We start from the raw sequence: 20,006 nt of genomic DNA on the forward strand, positions 1-20,006 counted from the left end.
CGTTGGGGTTCGCCAGGCTCACCCCAACCTACGCCTATTTCGGAGATTTGCCCCGGCGTGGCGCCGGGGGCTTGCGCAGCTTGCGCCGCTGGCGCTGCAGGTTCTGCTTTTCACTCTGGGTCAGAGGGCGCTGGCCCAGCTTCGGCAGGCCGGCGGTCACACAGAGATCATCGATTTCCCGCGGCTCCATCTCTATCCACTGGCCGACGCGCACGTGTGACGGAATAAACACGCTGCCGTAGCGCACCCGCTTCAGGCGGCTGACGCGCACGCCCTGGGACTCCCACAGGCGCCGCACCTCGCGGTTGCGCCCCTCCATCACCACGCAGTAGAACCAGCGATTGTTGCCCTCGCCGCCGCTCTCGACGATATCGGTAAAGCGCGCCGCGCCGTCTTCCAGCAGTACGCCGGTGAGCAGGCGCTTCTTCATCTCGTCGTCCACCTGGCCCTGGATGCGCACCAGGTATTCCCGGTCGATCACCGACGAAGGGTGCATCAGCTTGTTGGCCAGTTCGCCGCTGTTGGTGAACAGCAGCAGGCCGCTGGTGTTGAAGTCCAGGCGGCCCACGGAAATCCAGCGCCCGGATTTCAGGCTCGGCAGGCGGTCGTAGACGGTCGGGCGGCCCTCGGGGTCGTGGCGGGAGCAGATCTCACCCACCGGCTTGTTGTACAGGATCACCCGGCAGCGGTTCTCTTCGGTCGTCGGCAGGCGGCGGCCGTCGAACTCTATGCGGTCCTCTTCGGTCACCCGCTCGCCCAGCTCCGCCACCACGCCGTTCACGGTCACCCGGCCGGCCTCTATCGCGCGCTCCATCTCGCGCCGCGAGCCCAGGCCGGTGCGCGCCAGTACTTTCTGCAGTTTTTCGCCCGCAGGCGAAGTGCCGTCACTCATAGGATGGTGTTTTCCGCTTGCGGTTCTTCCCGGGTTTCCTCGTCGGTGTTCTCGCCTCCGGGAAATTCGGTTTCTGCGATCTCGACATTATTTTCCGCCGGTTCGGTGCCCGACTCTTCGGCGGGTATTTCGGATTCACCGCCGTCGGCAAACAGGCTGCTCGGCGGCAGCTCCGCGGACAGGGAGGCCCCGCTCACTTCGCCGCTGACAACAATTTCGGGGGATTCGCCCTCACTGGCAGTGAAGGCGGTCTCTTCTTCCGCATCGCCATCCGATTCTTGCGGCTCGGAGAATTCATCCTCGGCCTCGGCGGCCTCTTCCGAAGAGTCCTGTTCGACAGAAGCCTCTTCGCCCTCCTCCGCCCCGGCGGCGTCCGCATCTGCCGATTCCGCCGTCGGCTCGCCGGCTTCCGCCTCGCCATCGATGCCTTCGGCCAACCCGGTTTCACCGCCGTCCTGCTGGCCAAGGTCCAGCGCCTGGTTCAGGCTGTCGATATCGCGGATTTCCGCCAGGGTCGGCAGGTCGTTCAGTGTGCTCAGGTTGAAGTAGTCGAGGAATTCCTTGGTGGTCGCGTAGAGGGAGGGCTTGCCCGGCACATCCCGCTGGCCCACCACCTTGATCCAGCCGCGCTCGGACAGCGTCTTGACGATATGGGAACTGACCGCCACGCCGCGGATCTCCTCAATATCGCCGCGGGTGATGGGCTGGCGGTAGGCAATGATCGCCAGCGTTTCCAGGATCGCGCGAGAGTATTTCTGCGGCTTTTCCTCCCACAGGCGGTTGACCCAGGGCGCCAGGTCCTCGGGCACCTGGAAGCGCCAGCCGCTGGCCACCTGCTTCAGTTCGAAGCCGCGCTCGCTGCAGTTTTCGGCGATCTCTTCCAGGACGGTCTTCAGTTCCGCCTTTTCCGGGCGCTCGCCCTCGTCGATCAGCGACAGCAGCCTGTCTTCCGACAGCGGTTGCCCCGCCGCAAGCAGCGCGCCCTCGACGATGCGGCGCAGTAATTCCGGAGCGATTGTCATCTTCTAACTTCTAACCTTGGAATTCTGAAAATTCTCTTGTTGTAGGAGCGGCCATGGGCCGCTCCTACATAATGGAGGCCAACTCGGCTTCTGTCTCGCCTTCCGGCTCTTCGGCGGCTTCCCCGCCCTGCCCCGCGGCGCGCACGTGAATCGGGCCGAAGGCCTCGTTCTGCACCAGTTCCACCAGGGATTCTTTCACCAGTTCCATCACCGCCAGAAAAGTGACTACCACGCCCAGGCGCCCCTCCTCCACGGTAAACAGGCTGACGAAGGGCACGAACTGGCGGTGGCGAATCCTGTCCAGCACCTGGGTCATGCGCTCGCGGGTGGACAGTTTCTCCCGCTCCACCTGGTGGCTCTCGAACATGTCCGCGCGCCTCAGCACATCGGCCAGGGCCAGCAGCACTTCCTTCAGGTCCACGTCGGGGTCCGGGCGGGTGATGCTGCGGTCCGGGGCCTGGGCGCTGGCCTGGTGGATATCGCGGCCCATGCGGGGTATCTCGTCGATATCCTCGGCGGCGGTCTTGAAGCGCTCGTACTCCTGCAGGCGGCGGATCAGGGCCGCGCGGGGGTCCTCGCCCTCCTCTTCCTCCTCCTGGGGCGGGCGCGGCAGCAGCATGCGCGACTTGATCTCCGCCAGCATCGCTGCCATGACCAGGTATTCCGCCGCCAGCTCGAAGCGCATGGCCGTCATCATCTCCACATAGACCATGTACTGGCGGGTGATGTCGGCGACATTGATCTCGAGGATATCCAGGTTCTGCCGGCGGATCAGGTACAGCAGCAGGTCCAGGGGCCCCTCGAAGGCCTCCAGGATCACTTCCAGCGCATCCGGCGGGATATAGAGGTCGGCGGGCAGTTGCGTGTAGGCCTGCCCTTGCACCATTGCAAAGGGCATCTCCCCCTGGCGCGGGGACTGACCGGCAGCGGGCTCTTCGGAAGCCGCTTCGGCCTCGGCAGCGGCCACTTCGGCAAGTACCTGCTCCTCAGCCTCGGCTAGTAGTTCTTCAGTGGCCACTCTGCCCGCCCCTCGTTTTTCACCAGCCCCAGAGGGGCAAACGCGCGATTATACATAAGACCTGGATCCGTGACTCCAGGTCAGTGCCGGGCCTGTCAGCCCATGATTTCGTCAATGGGACCGCAGCCCTGGCGGACCAGCTCCGGCTCGTCGCCAGTCAGGTCCACCACTGTCGTGGCCTCGAGGCCGCAGAAGCCGCCGTCGATCACCAGTTCCACCTGATGCTCCAGGGTGTCGCGGATATCGTAGGGGTCGGTCAGCGGCTGCTCGTCGCCGGGCAAGATCAGGCTGCAGCTCATCAGCGGTTCGCCCAGGGCCTCGATCAGCGCCAGCACAATGGCGTTGTCCGGCACCCGCAGGCCGATGGTCTTGCGCTTCGGATGCACCAGGCGCCGCGGCACCTCGGCGGTGGCGGGCATGATGAAAGTGTAGGGACCCGGGGTGTGGTTCTTGAGCAGGCGGAACATCTGGTTGTCCACCTTGGCGTAACTCGCCAGTTCCGACAGATCACGACACATCAGGGTGAAGTTGTGCTGCTTGTCCAGCTGGCGCAGGGCGCGAATGCGCTCCACCGCCAGCTTCTCGCCCAGGCGGCAGCCGACGGCGTAGGCGGAGTCGGTGGGAAAGACGATCACGCCACCGGCGGCGACGATATCCGCCGCCTGACTGATCAGCCGCCCCTGAGGATTATCCGGGTGAATCTGGAAAAACTGCGCCACAAGTATCCCCCTAATATCAATTTCGGCTAGTGTGCCACAAATGCTCCGTGCCAAGCAGCCATCCATGGAGCTGCCGCCGGCCCGGCCATCCATGGCCGGTCGCAAAACTGCGCAGCGAGCAGTGCTCGCTAAGCGCGCAGTTTTGCCCACAGATTCCAAACCGGCTCGACGTCCTCCGGCAGGCGCGCACAGCCCAGTTCGCGCCAGGGCTGCCCGGGCTGGTGGAAGTCGCTGCCGACCGAGCAGTGCAGGCTCGGGCGCTGCAATTCCGCCGCCACCGAGTCCATCAGCTGGCGCAGTTCGCGGGTCTGCACCGGGTTCTGGCGGCCACACAGCAGCTCCACCGCCCCGCCGCCGGACTGCACAAAGTCGCACAGCAGGCGGCGCAGCAGAGTACGGGTGAGACTGTACTTGAGAGGATGGGCCAGCACAGCTGTGCCGCCGGCGGCGCGGATGCTGGCGACGGTTTCGTCCAGCTGCGGCCAGTCCACCTTCACATCCCCCACCTTGCCGGCACCCAGGTAGCGTTTGAAGGCCTGCGCCTCATCTTCCACGCGGCCCTGCTGCACCAGCCAGCGGGCGAAGTGCGGGCGGCCGATAACACCGTCGCCGGCCAGCGCCCGGGCACCTTCAAGGGCACTGCCGAAACCGCGCTTTTCCAGCCGCTCGGCGATCCGCCCGGCGCGCTCCCCCCGCAGCCGATCCCGCAATGCTATCGCCGCCTGCAGGTCCGTGGACGCCGGGTCGAGGTTGAGGCCGACAATATGTAAGGGGCGCTTGCCCCAGCGGCTGGAAAGTTCGATGCCCGGAAGAACGGTCACACCCAATTGGTCACCGGTTTCCCGCGCCTCGGCCACGCCGTCCAGGGTATCGTGGTCGGTGAGCGCCAACAGGGTCACGCCCTGGGATTTTGCCCTCGACACCAGTTCTGCAGGGCTTAAAATACCGTCCGATGCGGTGCTGTGGCAGTGCAGGTCCGCCAGACCCGTATCCGCATCCAGTGGCAGGGCTTTCAAAGCAGGGCTCTCGCTCAGATTCATCCTCGATCGGGTAGTGACACCCGGTTTTGAACAATTGCCGGCCGCCGCTGTCATACGGGCGCCCGGCGGATCCAGGGATAAGGCCCCATTGAGGGTTTCCGTACGGAACCCCGGGGAGACCGGATTCTGACAGCGGCACCGTCAGCCGGGAAGCTATTTTGAATGTTAGGGTCGTACAGGTAGTGGCCCGGCAGAAACTTCCCGCGGGCATTATCACCGGAACCAGGCATGACCGAAACCAACCCGACCACCGAAGTGACCGAGCAACCGAAAAAGGAGGAGAGCCCTCAGCCGAAAAAAGAGGGGCTTCTCGGAAACCTGCTGCTCAATATCGTCATACCCACACTGATCCTGACCAAGCTGTCCGGCGACGACTGGCTGGGCACCAAGTGGGCGATTGTGGTCGCGCTGGCCTTCCCGCTGGGCTACGGCCTGCGCGACCTGATACGGTCCGGCAAGGTCAACTTCTTCTCCGCCCTGGGCGTGATCAGTATCCTGCTGACCGGCGGCATCAGCCTGCTGGAACTGGACGCCAAATATATCGCCATCAAGGAGGCGGCCATTCCGGGCCTTCTGGGCATAGCCACCGTGGCATCCCTCTATACCCGCTGGCCACTGGTGAAGACGCTCCTCTACAACGATAGGATCCTGGATACCGGCAAGATTGCCCGGGCCCTGGCGGGCAAGGGCAATGAGAGCGCCTTTGAGCGCACCCTGCAGCAGGCCTCCTGGATGATCGCCGGCTCCTTCTTCCTGTCCTCGGCATTGAACTACATCCTCGCCGAGGTACTGCTTCAGAGCCCACCCGGTACCGAGGCGTTCAACGAGGAACTGGGCAAGATGACCGCACTCAGCTTCCCGGTAATCGCCCTGCCGGCGACCATTATCCTGATGCTGGTGCTCTTCTTCCTGTTCCGCCGCATCGGCAGCCTGACCGGCCTGAAGCTCGAAGAGATCGTGGTCCAGCAATAAATTCATCGAACACCGACAACACCGATAAGAGCATAAATTACACATGTGGTACGCAATCATCAGCGAAGATGTCAAAGACAGCCTGCCGCTGCGCAAGGGCGCGCGCCCCGATCACCTGGCCCGCCTCAACCGCCTGAAGGACGAGGGCCGGCTTCTGATCGCGGGCCCCCTCCCCGCCATCGACAGCGAGGATCCCGGCGACGCCGGTTTTACCGGCAGTCTGGTGGTCGCGGAATTTTCCTCACTGGAAGAGGCCAAAGCCTGGGCGGACGCGGATCCCTATATGGATGCCGGTGTCTATGCCTCAGTGACGGTAAAACCGTTCAAGCACGTCCTTCCGTAAATCGATATAAGAAAAGCTGTATCACAATGATGAAACAACTGACCGGTCTCGCGGCCGCCGCCCTGATCGCCGTAAGCACACCTGCCAGCGCCCTGGGCGCAGACACCCGCTATATCACCGACCAGCTGCACGTGCCCATGCGTTCGGGCAAGGGCAACGAATTCCGTATACTGCACCGCGGCCTGCCCAGCGGTACCAAACTGGCCCTGCTGGAAGACGCCCCCGACGACGGCTGGGCGCGGGTGCGCACCCCTGGCGGCGAGGAAGGCTGGGTGCGCCGCCAGTACCTGGTGTCCGAACCGGTGGCGGAGATCAAGCTGAAGAAGGCGGAGGCCGACCTGGCCCGCTTCGAGGCAATGGACCTGGGCGGTGAAGTGCGTCGCCTGGAGGAGGAAAACCAGAAGCTGAGCACCGCCCTGACCGCCGAACAGGAAAAGTCCCAGCAGCTGGCCAAAGAGCTGAAGGAACTGAAAGCCCTGTCCGCCGATGCAGTGAGCCTCAACCAGCGCCACCAGAAGCTGCTGCACCAGCACGAACTGCTAAAGCAGGAGCAGATGATGGCGGAGGCGGAGATACAGCGCCTGTCCGGCAGCGAAACCCAGAAGTGGTATATGTACGGCGCCCTGTCCGTGGGCCTGGGTGCTATCCTCGCCATGATCGCCCCGCATTTCCGGCCCCGCCGTCGCCGCTCGGAGTGGGCCAACTGATTTTCGGGACTCGCAGAATTGTGATGTAGGAGCCTGCTTGCAGGCGAACAGCTACGGAGTAGCTCTCTTTTCGCCTGCAAGCAGGCTCCTACAGAAAGAATGTAGGTTGGGGTGAGCGCAGCGCCCCCCAACAAACAAAGAGACAAGGACGATGCGCAACTTAATCACACTTTTTTTAACCTGCCTGCTCGCCCTGCCGGCACTGGCCGACAATCCGAAGGTCGAGCTGAAGACAGACCTGGGCACTATTCGAGTGGAACTTTTCCAGGACAAGGCTCCGGCCACGGTGGAGAACTTCCTCGCCTATCTCGACAGCGGCTTCTACAACGGGGTGATTTTCCACCGGGTGATCCCCGGCTTCATGGTCCAGACCGGCGGCCACACCTTCGACTTCCAGTTGAAGGAAACCCGCGAGCCGGTGGCCAACGAATCCGCCAACGGCCTGGAAAACCTGCGCGGCACCCTCGCCATGGCCCGCAAGAGCGATCCTGATAGTGCCACCTCACAGTTCTTTATCAACCTGAAACACAACGATCACCTGGACGCGCAAGAAGACAAACCCGGCTATACCGTCTTCGGCAAGGTGACCGAAGGCATGGACGTGGTGGACAAGATACTGACGGAACCCCGCGGCCTCTACCGCGCATTTCCAAATGCACCCAATGCGCCGGTGCGTATCCTCGAGGCAAAGCGCATCGACAGCGATGCCGGCAAAAACCAGGGAGAATAAGCGGTGATAGCCCTCAGCGTAAACCTCAACAAAATCGCCCTGATCCGCAACTCCCGCGAAGGCAATTACCCGGACGTGGTCGCCCACGGCCGCATCTGCCTGGACGCGGGCGCCCAGGGGCTCACCGTGCACCCGCGCCCGGACCAACGCCATATCCGCCCCGGCGACGTGCGCGACCTGGCCGAACTGTGCAGGGGCCGCGAGGGTGTGGAGTTCAATGTGGAGGGCAACCCCTTCGCCGAGCCGCTGGCAGATTACCCGGGCCTGATGCCACTGGTGCTGGAAACCCGGCCTGACCAGTGCACCCTGGTGCCGGACAGCAACGACCAGCTCACTTCCGATCACGGCTTCGACCTGAAGCGCGACGGCGCGCGACTGGAACCGCTGATCAGCAGACTCAGGGATGCCGATATCCGCGTCAGTCTGTTTATGGATCCGGACCTGGAGCAGATCGGACTCGCAAAAGAAGTCGGCGCCGACCGCATCGAACTCTATACGGGGCCCTATGCGGAAGCGGTGAGCCGGCAGAGCGATGCAGTGGAATCCATTTTTGCCGCCCATTGTGCCGCCGCCGAACACGCGCGCCAGCTTGGCCTCGGCGTCAATGCGGGCCACGACCTGAACCTGATCAACCTGCCCCGCTACCGCACCCTGCCCGGCCTGCAGGAGGTCTCCATCGGCCACGCCCTGACCGTGGACGCAATCAGTATGGGGCTGGACAACGCAGTGACCGCCTATCTCAATTGCCTTAGCGGCAATTGATTATGCGGACCCTCAATATTGTTGGCGCCGGCAAACTGGGAAAGACTCTCGCGCACCTCTGGCAGCAACGGGGCTTTTTCCGGGTCCAATCAATTTGCAGCCGCACACCGCAGAGCGCCGAAGCCGCAGTCGATTTCATCGGCGCGGGAAGCGCCTGCCCCGGAATCGAGGCCATGAAGGACGCCGACTGCTGGCTGATCGCCAGCGGTGACGGGCAGATAGCACCACTCGCCAGAAAGTTGGCCCCGCGACTGGCGGAGGGCAATATCGTCTTCCACTGCAGTGGCGCCCTCAGTTCGGAAATACTCTCCCCCTGCCGGCCGGCCGCCATCGCCAGCGCCCATCCGGTGCACAGCTTTGCCGACCCCGGGCTGTCCTTGCAGACTCTTGCCGGCAGCAGTGTCGCCCTGGAGGGAGATGAAAGCGCGGTCGAATTATTGCAGCATGCCTTTTCCGCAATCGGCTGCGAAACCCTCACCATAGCAGCGGAAAACAAACACCTCTACCACGCCGGATCTGTGTTTGCCTGCAACTATCTCACCGCACTGATGGACCTCAGCCTGCGCACTTTTTCCGCGGCGGGCATCGACAGGCAGCAGGCCCTGAAACTGCTGAAACCCATCGTCTTGCAGACGGCGGAAAACAATATGCAGCTGGGCCCGGAAAAATCCCTGACCGGCCCCATCGCCCGCGGCGACCTGGAAACGGTTACCGCGCAGCTTGCTGCGTTGCAAAAAAACGATGCGCAACTCGCGCGCTGCTATCGCCAACTGGGCCTGGCCTGTGTAGAGTTGGCCCGGCGCGGCCCGCTGCCGGAGGAGGCCGCGGCCCGACTGGCCGAATTGCTGAGCGAGCCAACTTGAAAGACTGTCAAATAATGGTTGAGGACTCCTAAATATGGCTGAGGGCTCTCCCCAAGATTCAAAAGAGTACCTGCGAAAGCGCGCTTTCTACGACAGCCTGCTGACCATCTACGGTCGCAAACCCGTGCTCGAGGCACTGGAGGACCTGTCGCTGCCGGTGCACAAGCTGCACCTCGCCGACAGCAACCGCCGCGACCAGCTGATCGCGCGCATCGAGCAATTGGCCACCGAGCGGCAGATAGAAATTGCCCGCTGGGATCGCAAGGGGCTGTCGCGGATCTCCAAGAATGCCCGCCAGGACCAGGGCGTCGCCCTGGACCTGGCCCTGCCCCACTACGGCACCACCGATGCCTTCCTGTCCGAGGGCGGGAAAAAGTACGAACTGCTCGCCCTCGACGGCATCACCAACCCGCAGAACCTGGGCATGATCATCCGCTCCGCCTGTGCCGGCGGCATGGACGGAATCATTCTGCCGCGCAAGGGCTGCGCGCAGATAGATCCACTGGTGATCAAGGCCAGCACCGGCACCCTGTTCAAAATGCGCCTGTTGCGCTGCGAAAAACTCGCCCCGGCACTGGCGGAATTCAGGCAGCAGGGCGCGCGCATCTGCGGTCTCTCCTCCCACGCGCGGATGACACTGTCGGAACTGGAGGGAGATGCGCCCACGATTTTTGTGCTCGGCAACGAAACCCGCGGTGTCAGCGATGACGTCGCCGAACTGTGCACACACAAGCTGCGCATCCCGATGCACAACAATGTCGAAAGCCTGAATGTCGCCGTCACCGCAGCCCTGATCAGCTTCAGGCATCAACGGTAAAGCCCCGCCGTCCCGAGCCGGCACCGAATTCCTTCACTGGCACTGCGAACTGTCCCTCGTCTAGACTGAAACTGATACCACGAGTGGTATGTTTTCAGCAGTAAAGGGATTTATCGCGGGCGCAGTCATGAAGTTTTTGACCCGCATTCTGGTATCCGTTGGCGTATCCGCGCTGGTGGCTTGTGGAGGGGGAAACGACGGCTCCAGCCGCAGCCAGTCCAGCGACAGCGTCCTGTTCAACGTCTCCGGCACCGTAACGGCGGCCCGGTTCAGCGGTGTCGACTCGGATACCAACGACAGTCAGGCGCCGTCGTCGAGCAACGACGACGCGGACTACGCCCAGCTTCCGGGCAACCCGAGCCTGCTGGGAGGCTTTGTCAGCGCCGAGGGCTCCGGCCAGGCCGGCCAGCGTTTTTCCGGCAGCGCCGACCGGGAAGACTGGTTCAGCATCTCCGCCTCACCGGGGCAGAGCCTGGAACTCCGCATTCACAAATTTGACAGCCAGGACTCCTCGGCAGTCGACCTGGATCTCTACCTCTATTCCCCGGACGACACCGGCAATCCCATCGACTCCAGCACCGGCTCCGGCGCCAGTGAATCCATTGCGATTCCCTCCGAAGGCGACTTCCTGCTTCGCGTGGTGGCCCAGGCGGGCATCAGTAATTACACGCTAAAGCTGGACACAGGCAACGGTGCCGCCGCCAGCCCTTCGGTGGGGCAGGAGTTCGTCCCGGGGGAAATGCTGATCAAGTGGAAATCCCGCCCCTCCCCACAGTGGCTGGCTGCCAGGGGGCTGGAACCGCTGAGCAGGAAAGTCGCCACCGACATATCCGCCTACCGGCTTGTACGCAGGGATCTCGCACCCATTGTCGCCGGGATGGAATTCCTGCACCTCACCGCCAGCGAGGCACTAAGGAACAAACTGCACACCCTGGCAGCGGTAAAGAGCCTGCAGTCGGAGAAATTCGTCGAATGGGCGGAACCCAATTATGTCTACCGCAGTGCAGTGACACCCGACGACCAGCACAATTACTTGCAGTGGCACTACCGCCAGATTCGCCTGCCCCAGGCCTGGGATGTCACCACCGGCAGCAGCGATGTCATCGTCGCCGTGCTGGACAGCGGCATTTTCAGCAGCCACCCGGATCTGCGCGGCAAACTGGTCGCCGGCTACGACTTTGTCAGCGACGCGGGGGAGGCAGGAGACGGCGACGGCATCGACGGCGACCCGGAAGACCCGGGCAACCAGACACAACAGAACGGCACCGCCTGGCACGGCACCCATGTGGGCGGCACTGTCGGCGCAGTTACCGACAATGGCACGGGGGTCAGCGGCGCCGGCTGGAAGACCCGCATCATGCCCCTGCGGGTGCTGGGCAACGCCGGCGGCAGCAGCGCGGACATCGCCCAGGCGGTGCGCTACGCCGCCGGCCTCTCCAACGATTCCGGCACCCGGCCGGCGAAGCGCGCCGATATCATCAACATGAGCTTCGGGGGTGGTGGCTATTCGCAAACCCTGCAAGACGCCATCGACGACGCGCGCGCCGCCGGCGTGATAGTTGTGGCCGCAGCGGGCAACGACAGCGCCGAAGCCGAATACTATCCGGCGGCGATGAGCGGCGTAGTGGCGGTAAGCGCCACCGACTACAATGGCGACAAGGCCCCCTACTCCAACTTCGGCAGCTGGGTGGACCTGGCTGCACCCGGCGGAAACAGCAGCATGGACGCCAACGGCGACGGCTACGGGGACGGGGTGATCAGCACCCATGTCGAGAAGGGCTCGACACCGTCGGCGACCTACGGTTTCATGCACGGCACCTCGATGGCCAGCCCCCATGTGGCGGCGGTAATCGCATTGATGAAAGCGGTGAACAAAGAGCTGTCCCCCGACAAGGTGGACGCGCTGCTGGCGCAGGGAAAACTGACCAGGGACATCGGCGACGCCGGTAAGGACAAGCTGTTCGGCATGGGGCTGATCGACGCCTACAAGGCCATCGAGGCAGCCTCGGGTCCCGTCACGGTACCCGTACTGGTGGCCGAGCCGGACAGCCTGAACTTTGGCAGCACGCACACGGCGCTGGATGTGGAAATAAAGAATATCGGCGCCGAGGGGGCGAAAATCAGTGGCACCCCTACCGCCGCCAAATGGATCAGCGCCGTCGAGGCGGTGCAGACCGACGGCAACGGCTTCGGCCGCTACCGCATCGGAGTCGACCGCGCGGGGCTGGGAGACGGCACCTACACCGGCAGTGTCCGCTTTCCGGTAGAGGGTTCCGGCGATTTCGAGCTCCGCGCCAATATGAAGGTGGACACTTCGGGCACGGATGCCGATGCGGGCTACCTGTACATCCTGCTCCTCAAACCCGGGGACGGCTCCGCGGACATGGAAATAGTGGCCCAGACGGCAAAATCCGTTAGCGGGGGCAAATACCGCTTCGATTTTTCCGCCGTGCCGGCCGGTGAATACCTGCTCGCCGCCGGTGCGGATATCGATGGGGACGGCTCTATCTGCGGCCCTGGAGAAGCCTGCGGGATGTTTCCCGCAACGGACTTCTCCAGCCCGATCAAGCTGGACAAAAACCTCGACGGCCAGGATTTTTCCGTCGGCTACGACAGCGGCATCGAAAGCGGCGCGCCGGGACCTATTCGCCTCCGGACGAGCTCCCCGGTAAACGCACGATAGTGCCAATACCTCTGCAAAATCGCCGCCATTGTCCCTAAGTTCCTCCTATTCCAAGTTTTTAACGACAAGTTAGTGGAAATATCTGCTCGGTAGGCTACATATTTTCTTGGAACAAAATACCCGCCCCAAAATGGACTTTGGGAATAATTCCCCGCGACGCTCCGCGGATCCAATAACACCGACAAAAGGATTTTTTCCGTATGCGCCTTTTCTTTTTCCTTATTGCGTCTGCCGGGGTCATCGCCACACCGCCGGCTGCGGCCGAAGGGCCGGAAGACGCCTACTTCGATCTGACACCCTATATCAGCCGCGTCGACAAGGACCGCAATACCGATCGCCAGGCCGGCGGCCTGCGCGCCGCCTACGGCTGGGGCTGGCAGGGACCCTGGTATTCCGAGGTGCAGGTTTTCGGTTCCATCCTGGAAACGGAAGACTTCGTGGACACCCAGCAATTCTCGGACCAAACGGACTTCTACATGTACGGCGTCGGCTTTGACGTGGTGTACAACTTCGGCGACCGCGACGGCTACACCCCCTACCTGCTGGGGGGATTCGGCGCCGTCTACGACGACGTGCTGCCGGACGAGGACGACACTACCAGCGCTTTCCTCAACGTTGCCGCCGGCCTCACCACCCAGGAAATCTCCCGCCGCGGCGTGCGCCTGCGCGCCGAAGTGCGTTACTTCTACGACTACTTCAAGGACAACATGGAAGACTGGCAACTGGCCTTCGGCATCAGCATCCCACTGCGTTGCCCGCCCCCGCCCATCGTCGCCATGGCACCGCCACCGAAGGACTTCGGCCCGGTGGAAGTGAACCTGGCGGACTCCGACGGCGACGGTGTCCTGGACCGCGACGACCGCTGCCCCGACACACTACCCGGCGCCCAGGTCGACAGCGAGGGTTGCGTGATCGCCAACCAGGTCATCACCCTGGAAGACATTCATTTCGAGTTCAACTCCGCCACCCTGACCCCCAATGCGCAGAACGCTCTGCTCCGCGTGGTCCGCGCCCTGCGCAGCCAGCCGGACAGCGAAGTCGAGATCGCCGGCCATACCGACAGCCAGGGCAACGACAGCTACAACCTGAGACTCTCGCAGAGCAGGGCCAACTCGGTACGCACCTTCCTGATCAGGAACGGCATCGACGCCGGCAGGCTCTCCGCCAACGGTTACGGCGAACAGCAGCCGGTGGCCTCCAACGCGACCGAAAGCGGCCGTGCACAGAACCGGCGCGTGGAAATGCGCTTCCGTTAAACCCCGGCAAGATAAAGAAGGGGCTACCAAACGGTGGCCGGGAGCCAACTGGCGGCAACAATCGACACTGTGCCGAATTGCAACAAGGACGTTTCACAAAATGCAAAGGAAATCATTCAAAATGAAAAAGGCTGTTCGGGTACTCCCTCTGACCCTCTGTCTCGCCGCCTCCGGCGTCCTGGCAGATACTGGCGATAACTATGTGGATCTGATGGCGGTGATCAGCCGCATGGACAGCGACCGCAGCAGCGACAACCCCGCCTATGGAGCGCGCGTCCTCTACGGGCACGGCTGGGGCGGCCCCTGGTATATGGAGGTGCAGGCCTTCGGCCTGCGCGCCGACGGCGAGAGCATCTTCCGCGGCCGCAACCTCTACACATCCGGGCTCGGCGTGGACGCCGTCTACGCATTCGGGGACCGCACTGGCTACACTCCATTCCTGCTGGGCGGCATAGGCGCGACAGTCAATAACGGTCGCCCCGGCAGCTCTGATACCGACGCTTTTCTCAACCTCGGCGGCGGTTTTGTCAGCGCCCCAATCAATAATGCCGGCCTGAAGGTGCGCGCCGAAGTCCGCTATCTGCGCGACTACTTCGCCGGTGACATGAACGATTGGCATTTCGGCCTGGGGCTCAGCATTCCCCTGTCCAAGCCACCGGCGCCGGTCCCCCCGCCGGCTCCCGCACCGGTGCCACAGCCGCCGCGGGACTCGGACGGCGACGGTGTCATCGACGACAGGGACCGCTGCCCGGACACCCTGCCCGGCACCCAAGTGGATGAGTTCGGCTGCGCCCTCAAAGAACAAACCATCACCCTGGAAAACATTCATTTCGAGTTCAACTCGGCCAAGCTGACTCCCGCCGCCGCTGCGTCTCTGGACAAAGTGGTAAAAGCACTGCACAGCCAGCCGGACAGCAATGTGGAAGTCGCCGGACACACCGACAGCCGCGGCAACGATGCCTACAACCTGCGCCTGTCGGACCAGCGCGCCAAATCGGTGCGCCAGTATCTTGTCGATCACGGCATCGCCGCCTCGCGCATCACCGCCAAGGGGTACGGTGAACAACAGCCGGTTGCCAGCAACGATACCGACGCGGGCCGCGCACAGAACCGGCGGGTGGAACTGCGCTTCCAGTAACCAGAGCAGCAATGCTCCGCAGGACCCGGCCTTGCCGGGCTCTGTGGTTCCCTTACGCAGACTACCCGGTCGTTCACATTTTCAGCCTCACGATTGGATAAATGTCCGATCCCGATCTATCCCCGTCCACAGAATCTGTGGATATCTCTGTGAACAATCCCCGGGAAAATGCCGCCAGCGCCCGTGACACCGTTGTAACCCTTTTGTGAGGAAAATTTAATCAAAGCCAGAAGCGTTTAAAAATCAACGAGTTACAAAGCGTAATAAATCGGGCTTGACAAAAAGAAAGGCTAAATACCGGTTGTCACCGGCTGTAATCTGGCTGTGGAAAGTGTGGTGGCTGGGCGGGCGAACCCCGACACTCATAATCCCCTCTACTCGGCGATCTCAACAATCTCCTTGCGGGCCGAGATACCCTGAACCGCCAGCAACTGATCGTCGCGGACATCACTGAGCCACCAGATCTGTGGATCCAGCTCCAGGACAATCTCGAACCGATCGCGAATCAAGTCGTAGCGCCACAGCCGATCCTGCCAGTTGATGCCGTAGAGAGCGCCATCGCGCAGCGCAAAGGTCTTGCCGTAAAGTTGGCCGGACGGCAATTCCAGGGTCCGCTTGCCGGACCCTGATTGGCGCCAGAGTATCCGCTGCGAGTCCAGGTAAACCAACTCGTCGCCGGCAAAGCCCGCCCACCTGACACCGCCGATGCCGGTTTCGTCGATCTGCCCCCCGGCCATGTCGTAGACCAGAAGTTGTTCGATACCGGATGAACGGCCTTCGAGCAACAACCGATCGTCCGGGCCCCACTGCCATAGCTGCTCGATCGGCATTGCGGTCTCGAGCTCCATGGACTCACCTTCAAGGGACACTATCATCAGCCGATCGTCGACCACGGCGGCCAGCCGGTCGCCGACGGGCGCCCAGTCGAAACCCGCCACGCGGCTGCCTGGCTCGAAACGGCTCAGTTGCTTACTCCGCTCACCATCGAACAGCCACAGCTGGCTCGAACCCGAGCGCTCGGACATCACCACCCGGCTGGAAGCGGCCGGCACTGTCGAACGCCGTGGAGCGGGCGAGACTGGGATAGGGCTGGAACACTTCGTTGAAGCCCACAGGTGCGGGCTGTGGCGGCCCGGCTGTCAGAGGGATCCGGGCGATGTCAGTGTCCACCAGGCCGTGGGTGGCCACCAGGGTGTTGCGCTGCGGGTGAAACCTGGCACCGTACAGGCGCTGTGTGCGCGGCACGGCGACGGGGCTGAGTCGGCCGTCAAGCGACAGCCGATAAAGCCCGCGGTCGGTGGTCACCAGCAGGCGGTCGCCGTCCGGGTGAAACACCGGCTCCAGTTCCTGGTAAAAAGACAATTCTTTCGGGCGCCGGATCTCGACCCGGCTAAGCGGTTTGCCCGCCGGGTCCACCAGCACCAGCCAGGGCTCCCCATCGGCGGAAAGCTCCACCACCGCCAGCAGCTCGAGCGCCGGCGAGTAATCGTAGCCGGAGATCTCCCCCGCCGGCGGGGTGTAGAGCGTTTTCAGTCGGCCCCGGCGATTGTCGTAGCGCATGAGGCTGGCGCGGTCGTCCGCGTACTGGAGCATGGCGATGCGGCCGTCGCTGAGCCAGCGGGGGGATGAGATGCGGCGGGTTTCGCAATCCAGGCGTTCCACCACCGGTTGCGGCGAGCGCAGGGCGGCGGCGAAATCCAGCGTCTGCAGGCGCCAGCACTGTTTCCGCTCGACCGGTTCCCGGCGGCAGTTGACCTGTTGCGGGAACGCCAGTTGATTGCCGTCTGTCGACCAGCCGTGGGAGCCGTAGTGGCCGGGCTTTTCCGTCAAGCGGAATTCCCGGTTGGTCTCCAGGTCTTTGGCCCAGAGGTGGTTTTCGCAGACACCGCGATAGCGGTGGAACACCAGGTAGCGCCCATCCGGCGAGTAGCTGCCGTAAAACTCCTTCTGGTCGCTGGCGGTGACCGGAGTCATCTGCCGGTAATTCGCGGCCTGACCCCGAAAGCCCAGGACCGCCGCGATCACCAACAGTGCCACAGCCACCAGCGCCGGCCAGCGCCAGCGCGCCTTTCCGGATGCTCTCGACGGGGCCCGACTTTCCCAGCGGACCTCCACCTCCAGGCTGTAGCCCTGCTTGGCGTGGGTTTTGATCACGCCCTGCGCGCGGCTGTCGTCCCCCAGAGCCTTTCTCAATTGGGCGATACAGCGCTGCAGAGTGTTGGGTGCCACATAGCGGCCGGACCAGACTTCCGACATCAGTGTATCCTGGCTCACCACCTGTCCCGCGTTTCGGGCCAGGAGCGTCAGGACTGCCAGCACCTTGGGCTGCAGAGACAGGCCCAGCCCCTGGCGTTCGATGTGATTTCTGGACAGGTCCACGAAACAATCGCCGACCCAATACTGATTCTTCACGGCTCAGGAATCCGTCAGCTATACAGCGGCACAATATCCAACATATCGCCACCCTGATCAATAACACACCCGTTAAGATCACTTGTTATACAAATCAGGTAAAAATCAGGCAAAAATCAGCCATATTTCAATTTAACGAAAGGCGCATTCCCTATTGTCTCGCTCGACAAGAACCCCGATGCGGAGATGGCCTATGAAAATTTTGACTGCCGGGCTGTGCGGCCTGCTGTTTCTTTTCTCCCTGATCGTTCAATCCCACGCGGGTGAGCCAGTGGTGATCGGCGAGCGCACCAGCCTTCATTCCGAGGTCCTGAACGAGGAGCGGCCGCTGCTGGTTCGGCTGCCGGACAGCTACCAAAGCAGCGGCGACAGGCGCTACCCGGTGATCTTTGCGCTCGACGGCGAAACCCATTTTCACTTGTTGACCGGCATCGTGGACTGGCTGAGCCAGAGATCGACGCAAATGCCGGAAGTGATTGTGGTCGGCATCCACAATGTCGATCGGGTGCGCGACCTGGCCCCTTCCGTCGACCCGGAAAACGGCCGGGGCGGCGGCGCCGACCGTTTCCTGCGCTTTCTGTCCGACGAACTGATTCCACACATCGACAAACACTATCGCACCCGGCCCTATCGAATGTTGACCGGGCACTCGCTGGCAGGCCTGTTCACGCTGCACGCGTTGATCCGGGAACCGTCGCTGTTCCAAGGCTATATTGCCATGAGCCCCTGGCTGGCGCGAGGCGCTCCCGAGCCGGAACTGATTGGGCGCGCGAAGGGCTTTTTCAAGCAGCGCGACAGCCTGCCGGTATTTCTCTACACCACCATGGGCGACGAGCCGGCGCTGAAGCCCCACTACGACAGTTTCATCGGCCTGCTGGGGGATGCGCCGAAGGATCTCGACTGGCACAGTGACATCTATCCGGCAGACAACCACATGTCGGTGGTGAGTCGGTCGCTGAACAATGCCCTGCAGAAACTGTTTGCCGACACGCGGATCGATCCGGAGTCGGATCTCGCGAAGAAAGGCGCCGATGCCATCCGGGCGCATTTTCGGCGCCTGTCGAAGGAAAAGTATGGCTATCCCCTTTCCCCCGAAGCGGCGATCAACCGGCTGGGCTACCACGCGCTGGGCCAGGGGAAACCCGACCGAGCACTGACATTCTTTCGCGCCAATGTGGAAATCTTTCCCGACTCCGCCAACGCCTACGACAGCCTGGCCGACGCCTTACTGGCGAACGACGAACTCGAAGCGGCGGTTGCCGCACTGGAGACCGCAGCGCGCAAGGGACGGGAACAAAAGCACCCTTCCCTCAACCACTACCAGCGACATTTGCAACAGGTGAAAGCCCGGCTGGCAGCGCGGCAGCAATAAGACTCCAACAAAGCGTCGAAACCGTGAAAATATACAGTTTACTGGCCGGGCTTATCGCAACTCTGACCTGTGCACCCTACTCCGACGCAGAACCGGGCACGCCAGCAAAGGTAACGACGGGTATCCAGGGCGAACCCATACACTACGCCGAGCGGATTACGCTGCCCTCAAAGGTCCTGGGGCGGGAAGTCAGTCTTCAGGTGTTCCTGCCGGAGACTTTTCGCGAGGCCTCCGGCGAACACACCTACCCGCTGATTGTCGCCAATGGCGCGCACGGAACCCACTTTTTCCACACCCTGACCGGCATCGTCAAACATCTCGGGGAACTGGACCGTATGCCCGAATCCATCGTGGTCAGCCTGGATTACGGCGGAGATATTCCCGAGATACACACCAACGGCATGTGGGAAAGCCGGGATCAAATCGGCCCCTACGGCGATCCGGCGCGCTTCGAGCGTCACCTGCGGCAGGTGCTGATTCCTTTTTTTGAAAAGCACTACCGCGCCGCGGATTTCCGCATGCTGATCGGGGTGTCCGGCAGCAGCCTGATCCCATTTACAACCTGACCCACGCCCCCGACCTGTTCCAGGCCCACATTCTCTACGCCGCCGCGGATATGATCGGCATGGGCTACAAACCCGGTGAGACCTTTGTCGAGCCCATCGAACAGAATATCGCCGACGGCGGGACGGGCTGGCTGTATGTAGGCGCCGCCGACAGTGACACCGCCAAGAATCCGGCCTATATCGACAACCTGAAACAACTGGAGGTCCGACTCGCCCGGCATATGACCAAAAGCCGCTTTAACATTACGCCGATTGGCGAATTCCCAACCTGGCCAATCTGGTGGAAAGCGGCAGCACGGCCATCGTCGACGCGCATTTCGAGCAACTGTCGGAGATTCCCAGGTCCGCCAACGCCTTCAACAGCCTGGGGGACGGTTACCGGGCGGCGGGGCAATTCCGACAGGTGAAGACCAGCTACGCCCGGGCCGTCGAACTGGCCAGTGCCGTCTCGGATCCCGCACTGGAATACTATCGCTCGAAGCTGGCGATGGCGGAGAAACTGCTGATCAAGGCCGCCGCCGAATAATCTTCCACTCTTCAGACGTGGCTGCCGATCACCAGCCGCTCCCCAGAGGGTCCCCCACTCGCTCTTGAAGCCCTTTAACACCTCGTCCCCACAGCCGGCCATCAGGATATGCGGCGGAGCAGTTGATTCCGGTTGCGGATTTCACACACCAATCCGGTGCGGTTGTCA

General features: G+C 62.7%; 20 protein-coding genes. 13 read left to right on the plus strand and 7 right to left on the minus strand.

Annotated elements, in window-relative coordinates; genetic code table 11:
- Positions 1 to 34: 34 nt before the first annotated feature.
- From rluB to AC6R19_RS07490, 5 genes are all read right to left on the minus strand, one after another.
- The gene (rluB, locus tag AC6R19_RS07470; RefSeq protein ID WP_500579167.1) at positions 35 to 892 is read right to left on the minus strand and encodes a 23S rRNA pseudouridine(2605) synthase RluB; all 858 of its coding nucleotides are present in this window, start codon (positions 890 to 892) and stop codon (positions 35 to 37) included.
- Positions 889 to 1,914: an SMC-Scp complex subunit ScpB gene (scpB, locus tag AC6R19_RS07475; RefSeq protein WP_500579168.1), complete on the minus strand. Its 1,026-nt coding sequence runs from the start codon at positions 1,912 to 1,914 to the stop codon at positions 889 to 891. The genes rluB and scpB overlap by 4 nt, the downstream gene beginning before the upstream one ends.
- Positions 1,915 to 1,978: 64 nt before the next feature.
- The gene (locus AC6R19_RS07480) at positions 1,979 to 2,932 is read right to left on the minus strand and encodes a segregation and condensation protein A (RefSeq protein ID WP_500579169.1); all 954 of its coding nucleotides are present in this window, start codon (positions 2,930 to 2,932) and stop codon (positions 1,979 to 1,981) included.
- A 95-nt stretch (positions 2,933 to 3,027) separates the two neighbouring features.
- Positions 3,028 to 3,651, minus strand: a complete 624-nt coding sequence (locus tag AC6R19_RS07485; protein WP_500579170.1) for an L-threonylcarbamoyladenylate synthase — start codon at positions 3,649 to 3,651, stop codon at positions 3,028 to 3,030.
- 128 nt (positions 3,652 to 3,779) lie between these two features.
- Complete coding sequence (locus AC6R19_RS07490; protein WP_500579171.1) at positions 3,780 to 4,667, minus strand: PHP domain-containing protein; 888 nt, start codon at positions 4,665 to 4,667, stop codon at positions 3,780 to 3,782.
- 252 nt (positions 4,668 to 4,919) lie between these two features.
- Between AC6R19_RS07490 and AC6R19_RS07495 the strand changes: the two genes are divergently transcribed.
- The 10 genes from AC6R19_RS07495 to AC6R19_RS07540 all read left to right on the plus strand — a co-directional run bounded on the left by AC6R19_RS07495 (position 4,920) and on the right by AC6R19_RS07540 (position 14,962).
- Positions 4,920 to 5,663 (plus strand): VC0807 family protein, encoded by a 744-nt coding sequence (locus AC6R19_RS07495; protein WP_500579172.1) that lies wholly within the window; start codon positions 4,920 to 4,922, stop codon positions 5,661 to 5,663.
- A 43-nt stretch (positions 5,664 to 5,706) separates the two neighbouring features.
- Positions 5,707 to 6,006, plus strand: coding sequence for a YciI family protein (locus AC6R19_RS07500; protein ID WP_500579173.1), 300 nt, complete (start codon positions 5,707 to 5,709; stop codon positions 6,004 to 6,006).
- Positions 6,007 to 6,032: 26 nt separating this feature from the next.
- Positions 6,033 to 6,713 (plus strand): TIGR04211 family SH3 domain-containing protein, encoded by a 681-nt coding sequence (locus AC6R19_RS07505; protein WP_500579174.1) that lies wholly within the window; start codon positions 6,033 to 6,035, stop codon positions 6,711 to 6,713.
- 151 nt (positions 6,714 to 6,864) lie between these two features.
- Positions 6,865 to 7,443, plus strand: a complete 579-nt coding sequence (locus AC6R19_RS07510) for a peptidylprolyl isomerase (protein ID WP_500579175.1) — start codon at positions 6,865 to 6,867, stop codon at positions 7,441 to 7,443.
- A 3-nt stretch (positions 7,444 to 7,446) separates the two neighbouring features.
- Positions 7,447 to 8,205 (plus strand): pyridoxine 5'-phosphate synthase, encoded by a 759-nt coding sequence (locus AC6R19_RS07515; protein WP_500579176.1) that lies wholly within the window; start codon positions 7,447 to 7,449, stop codon positions 8,203 to 8,205.
- A gap of 2 nt (positions 8,206 to 8,207) precedes the next feature.
- Positions 8,208 to 9,068 carry a Rossmann-like and DUF2520 domain-containing protein gene (locus tag AC6R19_RS07520; RefSeq protein ID WP_500579177.1) on the plus strand — a complete coding sequence of 287 codons (861 nt, stop codon included), beginning with the start codon at positions 8,208 to 8,210 and terminating at the stop codon, positions 9,066 to 9,068.
- Between the two features lie 34 nt (positions 9,069 to 9,102).
- Positions 9,103 to 9,885: a TrmH family RNA methyltransferase gene (locus tag AC6R19_RS07525; protein WP_500579178.1), complete on the plus strand. Its 783-nt coding sequence runs from the start codon at positions 9,103 to 9,105 to the stop codon at positions 9,883 to 9,885.
- Between the two features lie 127 nt (positions 9,886 to 10,012).
- A complete protein-coding gene (locus AC6R19_RS07530) occupies positions 10,013 to 12,568 on the plus strand; it encodes a S8 family serine peptidase (RefSeq protein ID WP_500579179.1) in 2,556 nt (851 codons plus the stop codon).
- A gap of 200 nt (positions 12,569 to 12,768) precedes the next feature.
- A complete protein-coding gene (locus AC6R19_RS07535; protein ID WP_500579180.1) occupies positions 12,769 to 13,824 on the plus strand; it encodes an OmpA family protein in 1,056 nt (351 codons plus the stop codon).
- 121 nt (positions 13,825 to 13,945) lie between these two features.
- A complete protein-coding gene (locus tag AC6R19_RS07540; RefSeq protein ID WP_500579181.1) occupies positions 13,946 to 14,962 on the plus strand; it encodes an OmpA family protein in 1,017 nt (338 codons plus the stop codon).
- Positions 14,963 to 15,336: 374 nt separating this feature from the next.
- On the opposite strand, the gene AC6R19_RS07545 is transcribed toward AC6R19_RS07540, so the two are convergent.
- A complete protein-coding gene (locus AC6R19_RS07545) occupies positions 15,337 to 15,987 on the minus strand; it encodes a hypothetical protein (RefSeq protein ID WP_500579182.1) in 651 nt (216 codons plus the stop codon).
- The gene (locus AC6R19_RS07550; protein WP_500579183.1) at positions 15,941 to 17,374 is read right to left on the minus strand and encodes a winged helix-turn-helix domain-containing protein; all 1,434 of its coding nucleotides are present in this window, start codon (positions 17,372 to 17,374) and stop codon (positions 15,941 to 15,943) included. Before AC6R19_RS07550 ends, AC6R19_RS07545 begins: the two co-directional genes overlap by 47 nt.
- 193 nt (positions 17,375 to 17,567) lie before the next feature.
- Between AC6R19_RS07550 and AC6R19_RS07555 the strand changes: the two genes are divergently transcribed.
- The 3 genes from AC6R19_RS07555 (at position 17,568) to AC6R19_RS07565 (ending at position 19,838) form a co-directional block, all read left to right on the plus strand.
- Entirely contained in the window at positions 17,568 to 18,746 is a 1,179-nt protein-coding gene (locus AC6R19_RS07555; protein ID WP_500579184.1) for an alpha/beta hydrolase-fold protein, read from the plus strand.
- Positions 18,747 to 18,769: 23 nt separating this feature from the next.
- The gene (locus tag AC6R19_RS07560) at positions 18,770 to 19,312 is read left to right on the plus strand and encodes an alpha/beta hydrolase-fold protein (protein WP_500579185.1); all 543 of its coding nucleotides are present in this window, start codon (positions 18,770 to 18,772) and stop codon (positions 19,310 to 19,312) included.
- Positions 19,313 to 19,592: 280 nt separating this feature from the next.
- A complete protein-coding gene (locus tag AC6R19_RS07565) occupies positions 19,593 to 19,838 on the plus strand; it encodes a hypothetical protein (protein WP_500579186.1) in 246 nt (81 codons plus the stop codon).
- Positions 19,839 to 20,006: the final 168 nt, after the last annotated feature.

The organism is Microbulbifer sp. SE14, from assembly GCF_059834885.1.

Coding starts and splice junctions, on each gene's coding strand:
- AC6R19_RS07535 (WP_500579180.1), top strand. CDS start 12,769: ATGCGCCTTTTCTTTTTCCTTATTGCGTCTGCCGGGGTCATCGCCACA.
- AC6R19_RS07555 (WP_500579184.1), top strand. CDS start 17,568: ATGAAAATTTTGACTGCCGGGCTGTGCGGCCTGCTGTTTCTTTTCTCC.
- AC6R19_RS07545 (WP_500579182.1), bottom strand. CDS start 15,987: ATGTCCGAGCGCTCGGGTTCGAGCCAGCTGTGGCTGTTCGATGGTGAG.
- AC6R19_RS07505 (WP_500579174.1), top strand. CDS start 6,033: ATGATGAAACAACTGACCGGTCTCGCGGCCGCCGCCCTGATCGCCGTA.
- AC6R19_RS07525 (WP_500579178.1), top strand. CDS start 9,103: ATGGCTGAGGGCTCTCCCCAAGATTCAAAAGAGTACCTGCGAAAGCGC.
- AC6R19_RS07510 (WP_500579175.1), top strand. CDS start 6,865: ATGCGCAACTTAATCACACTTTTTTTAACCTGCCTGCTCGCCCTGCCG.
- scpB (WP_500579168.1), bottom strand. CDS start 1,914: ATGACAATCGCTCCGGAATTACTGCGCCGCATCGTCGAGGGCGCGCTG.
- AC6R19_RS07495 (WP_500579172.1), top strand. CDS start 4,920: ATGACCGAAACCAACCCGACCACCGAAGTGACCGAGCAACCGAAAAAG.
- AC6R19_RS07500 (WP_500579173.1), top strand. CDS start 5,707: ATGTGGTACGCAATCATCAGCGAAGATGTCAAAGACAGCCTGCCGCTG.
- AC6R19_RS07540 (WP_500579181.1), top strand. CDS start 13,946: ATGAAAAAGGCTGTTCGGGTACTCCCTCTGACCCTCTGTCTCGCCGCC.
- rluB (WP_500579167.1), bottom strand. CDS start 892: ATGAGTGACGGCACTTCGCCTGCGGGCGAAAAACTGCAGAAAGTACTG.
- AC6R19_RS07520 (WP_500579177.1), top strand. CDS start 8,208: ATGCGGACCCTCAATATTGTTGGCGCCGGCAAACTGGGAAAGACTCTC.
- AC6R19_RS07530 (WP_500579179.1), top strand. CDS start 10,013: ATGAAGTTTTTGACCCGCATTCTGGTATCCGTTGGCGTATCCGCGCTG.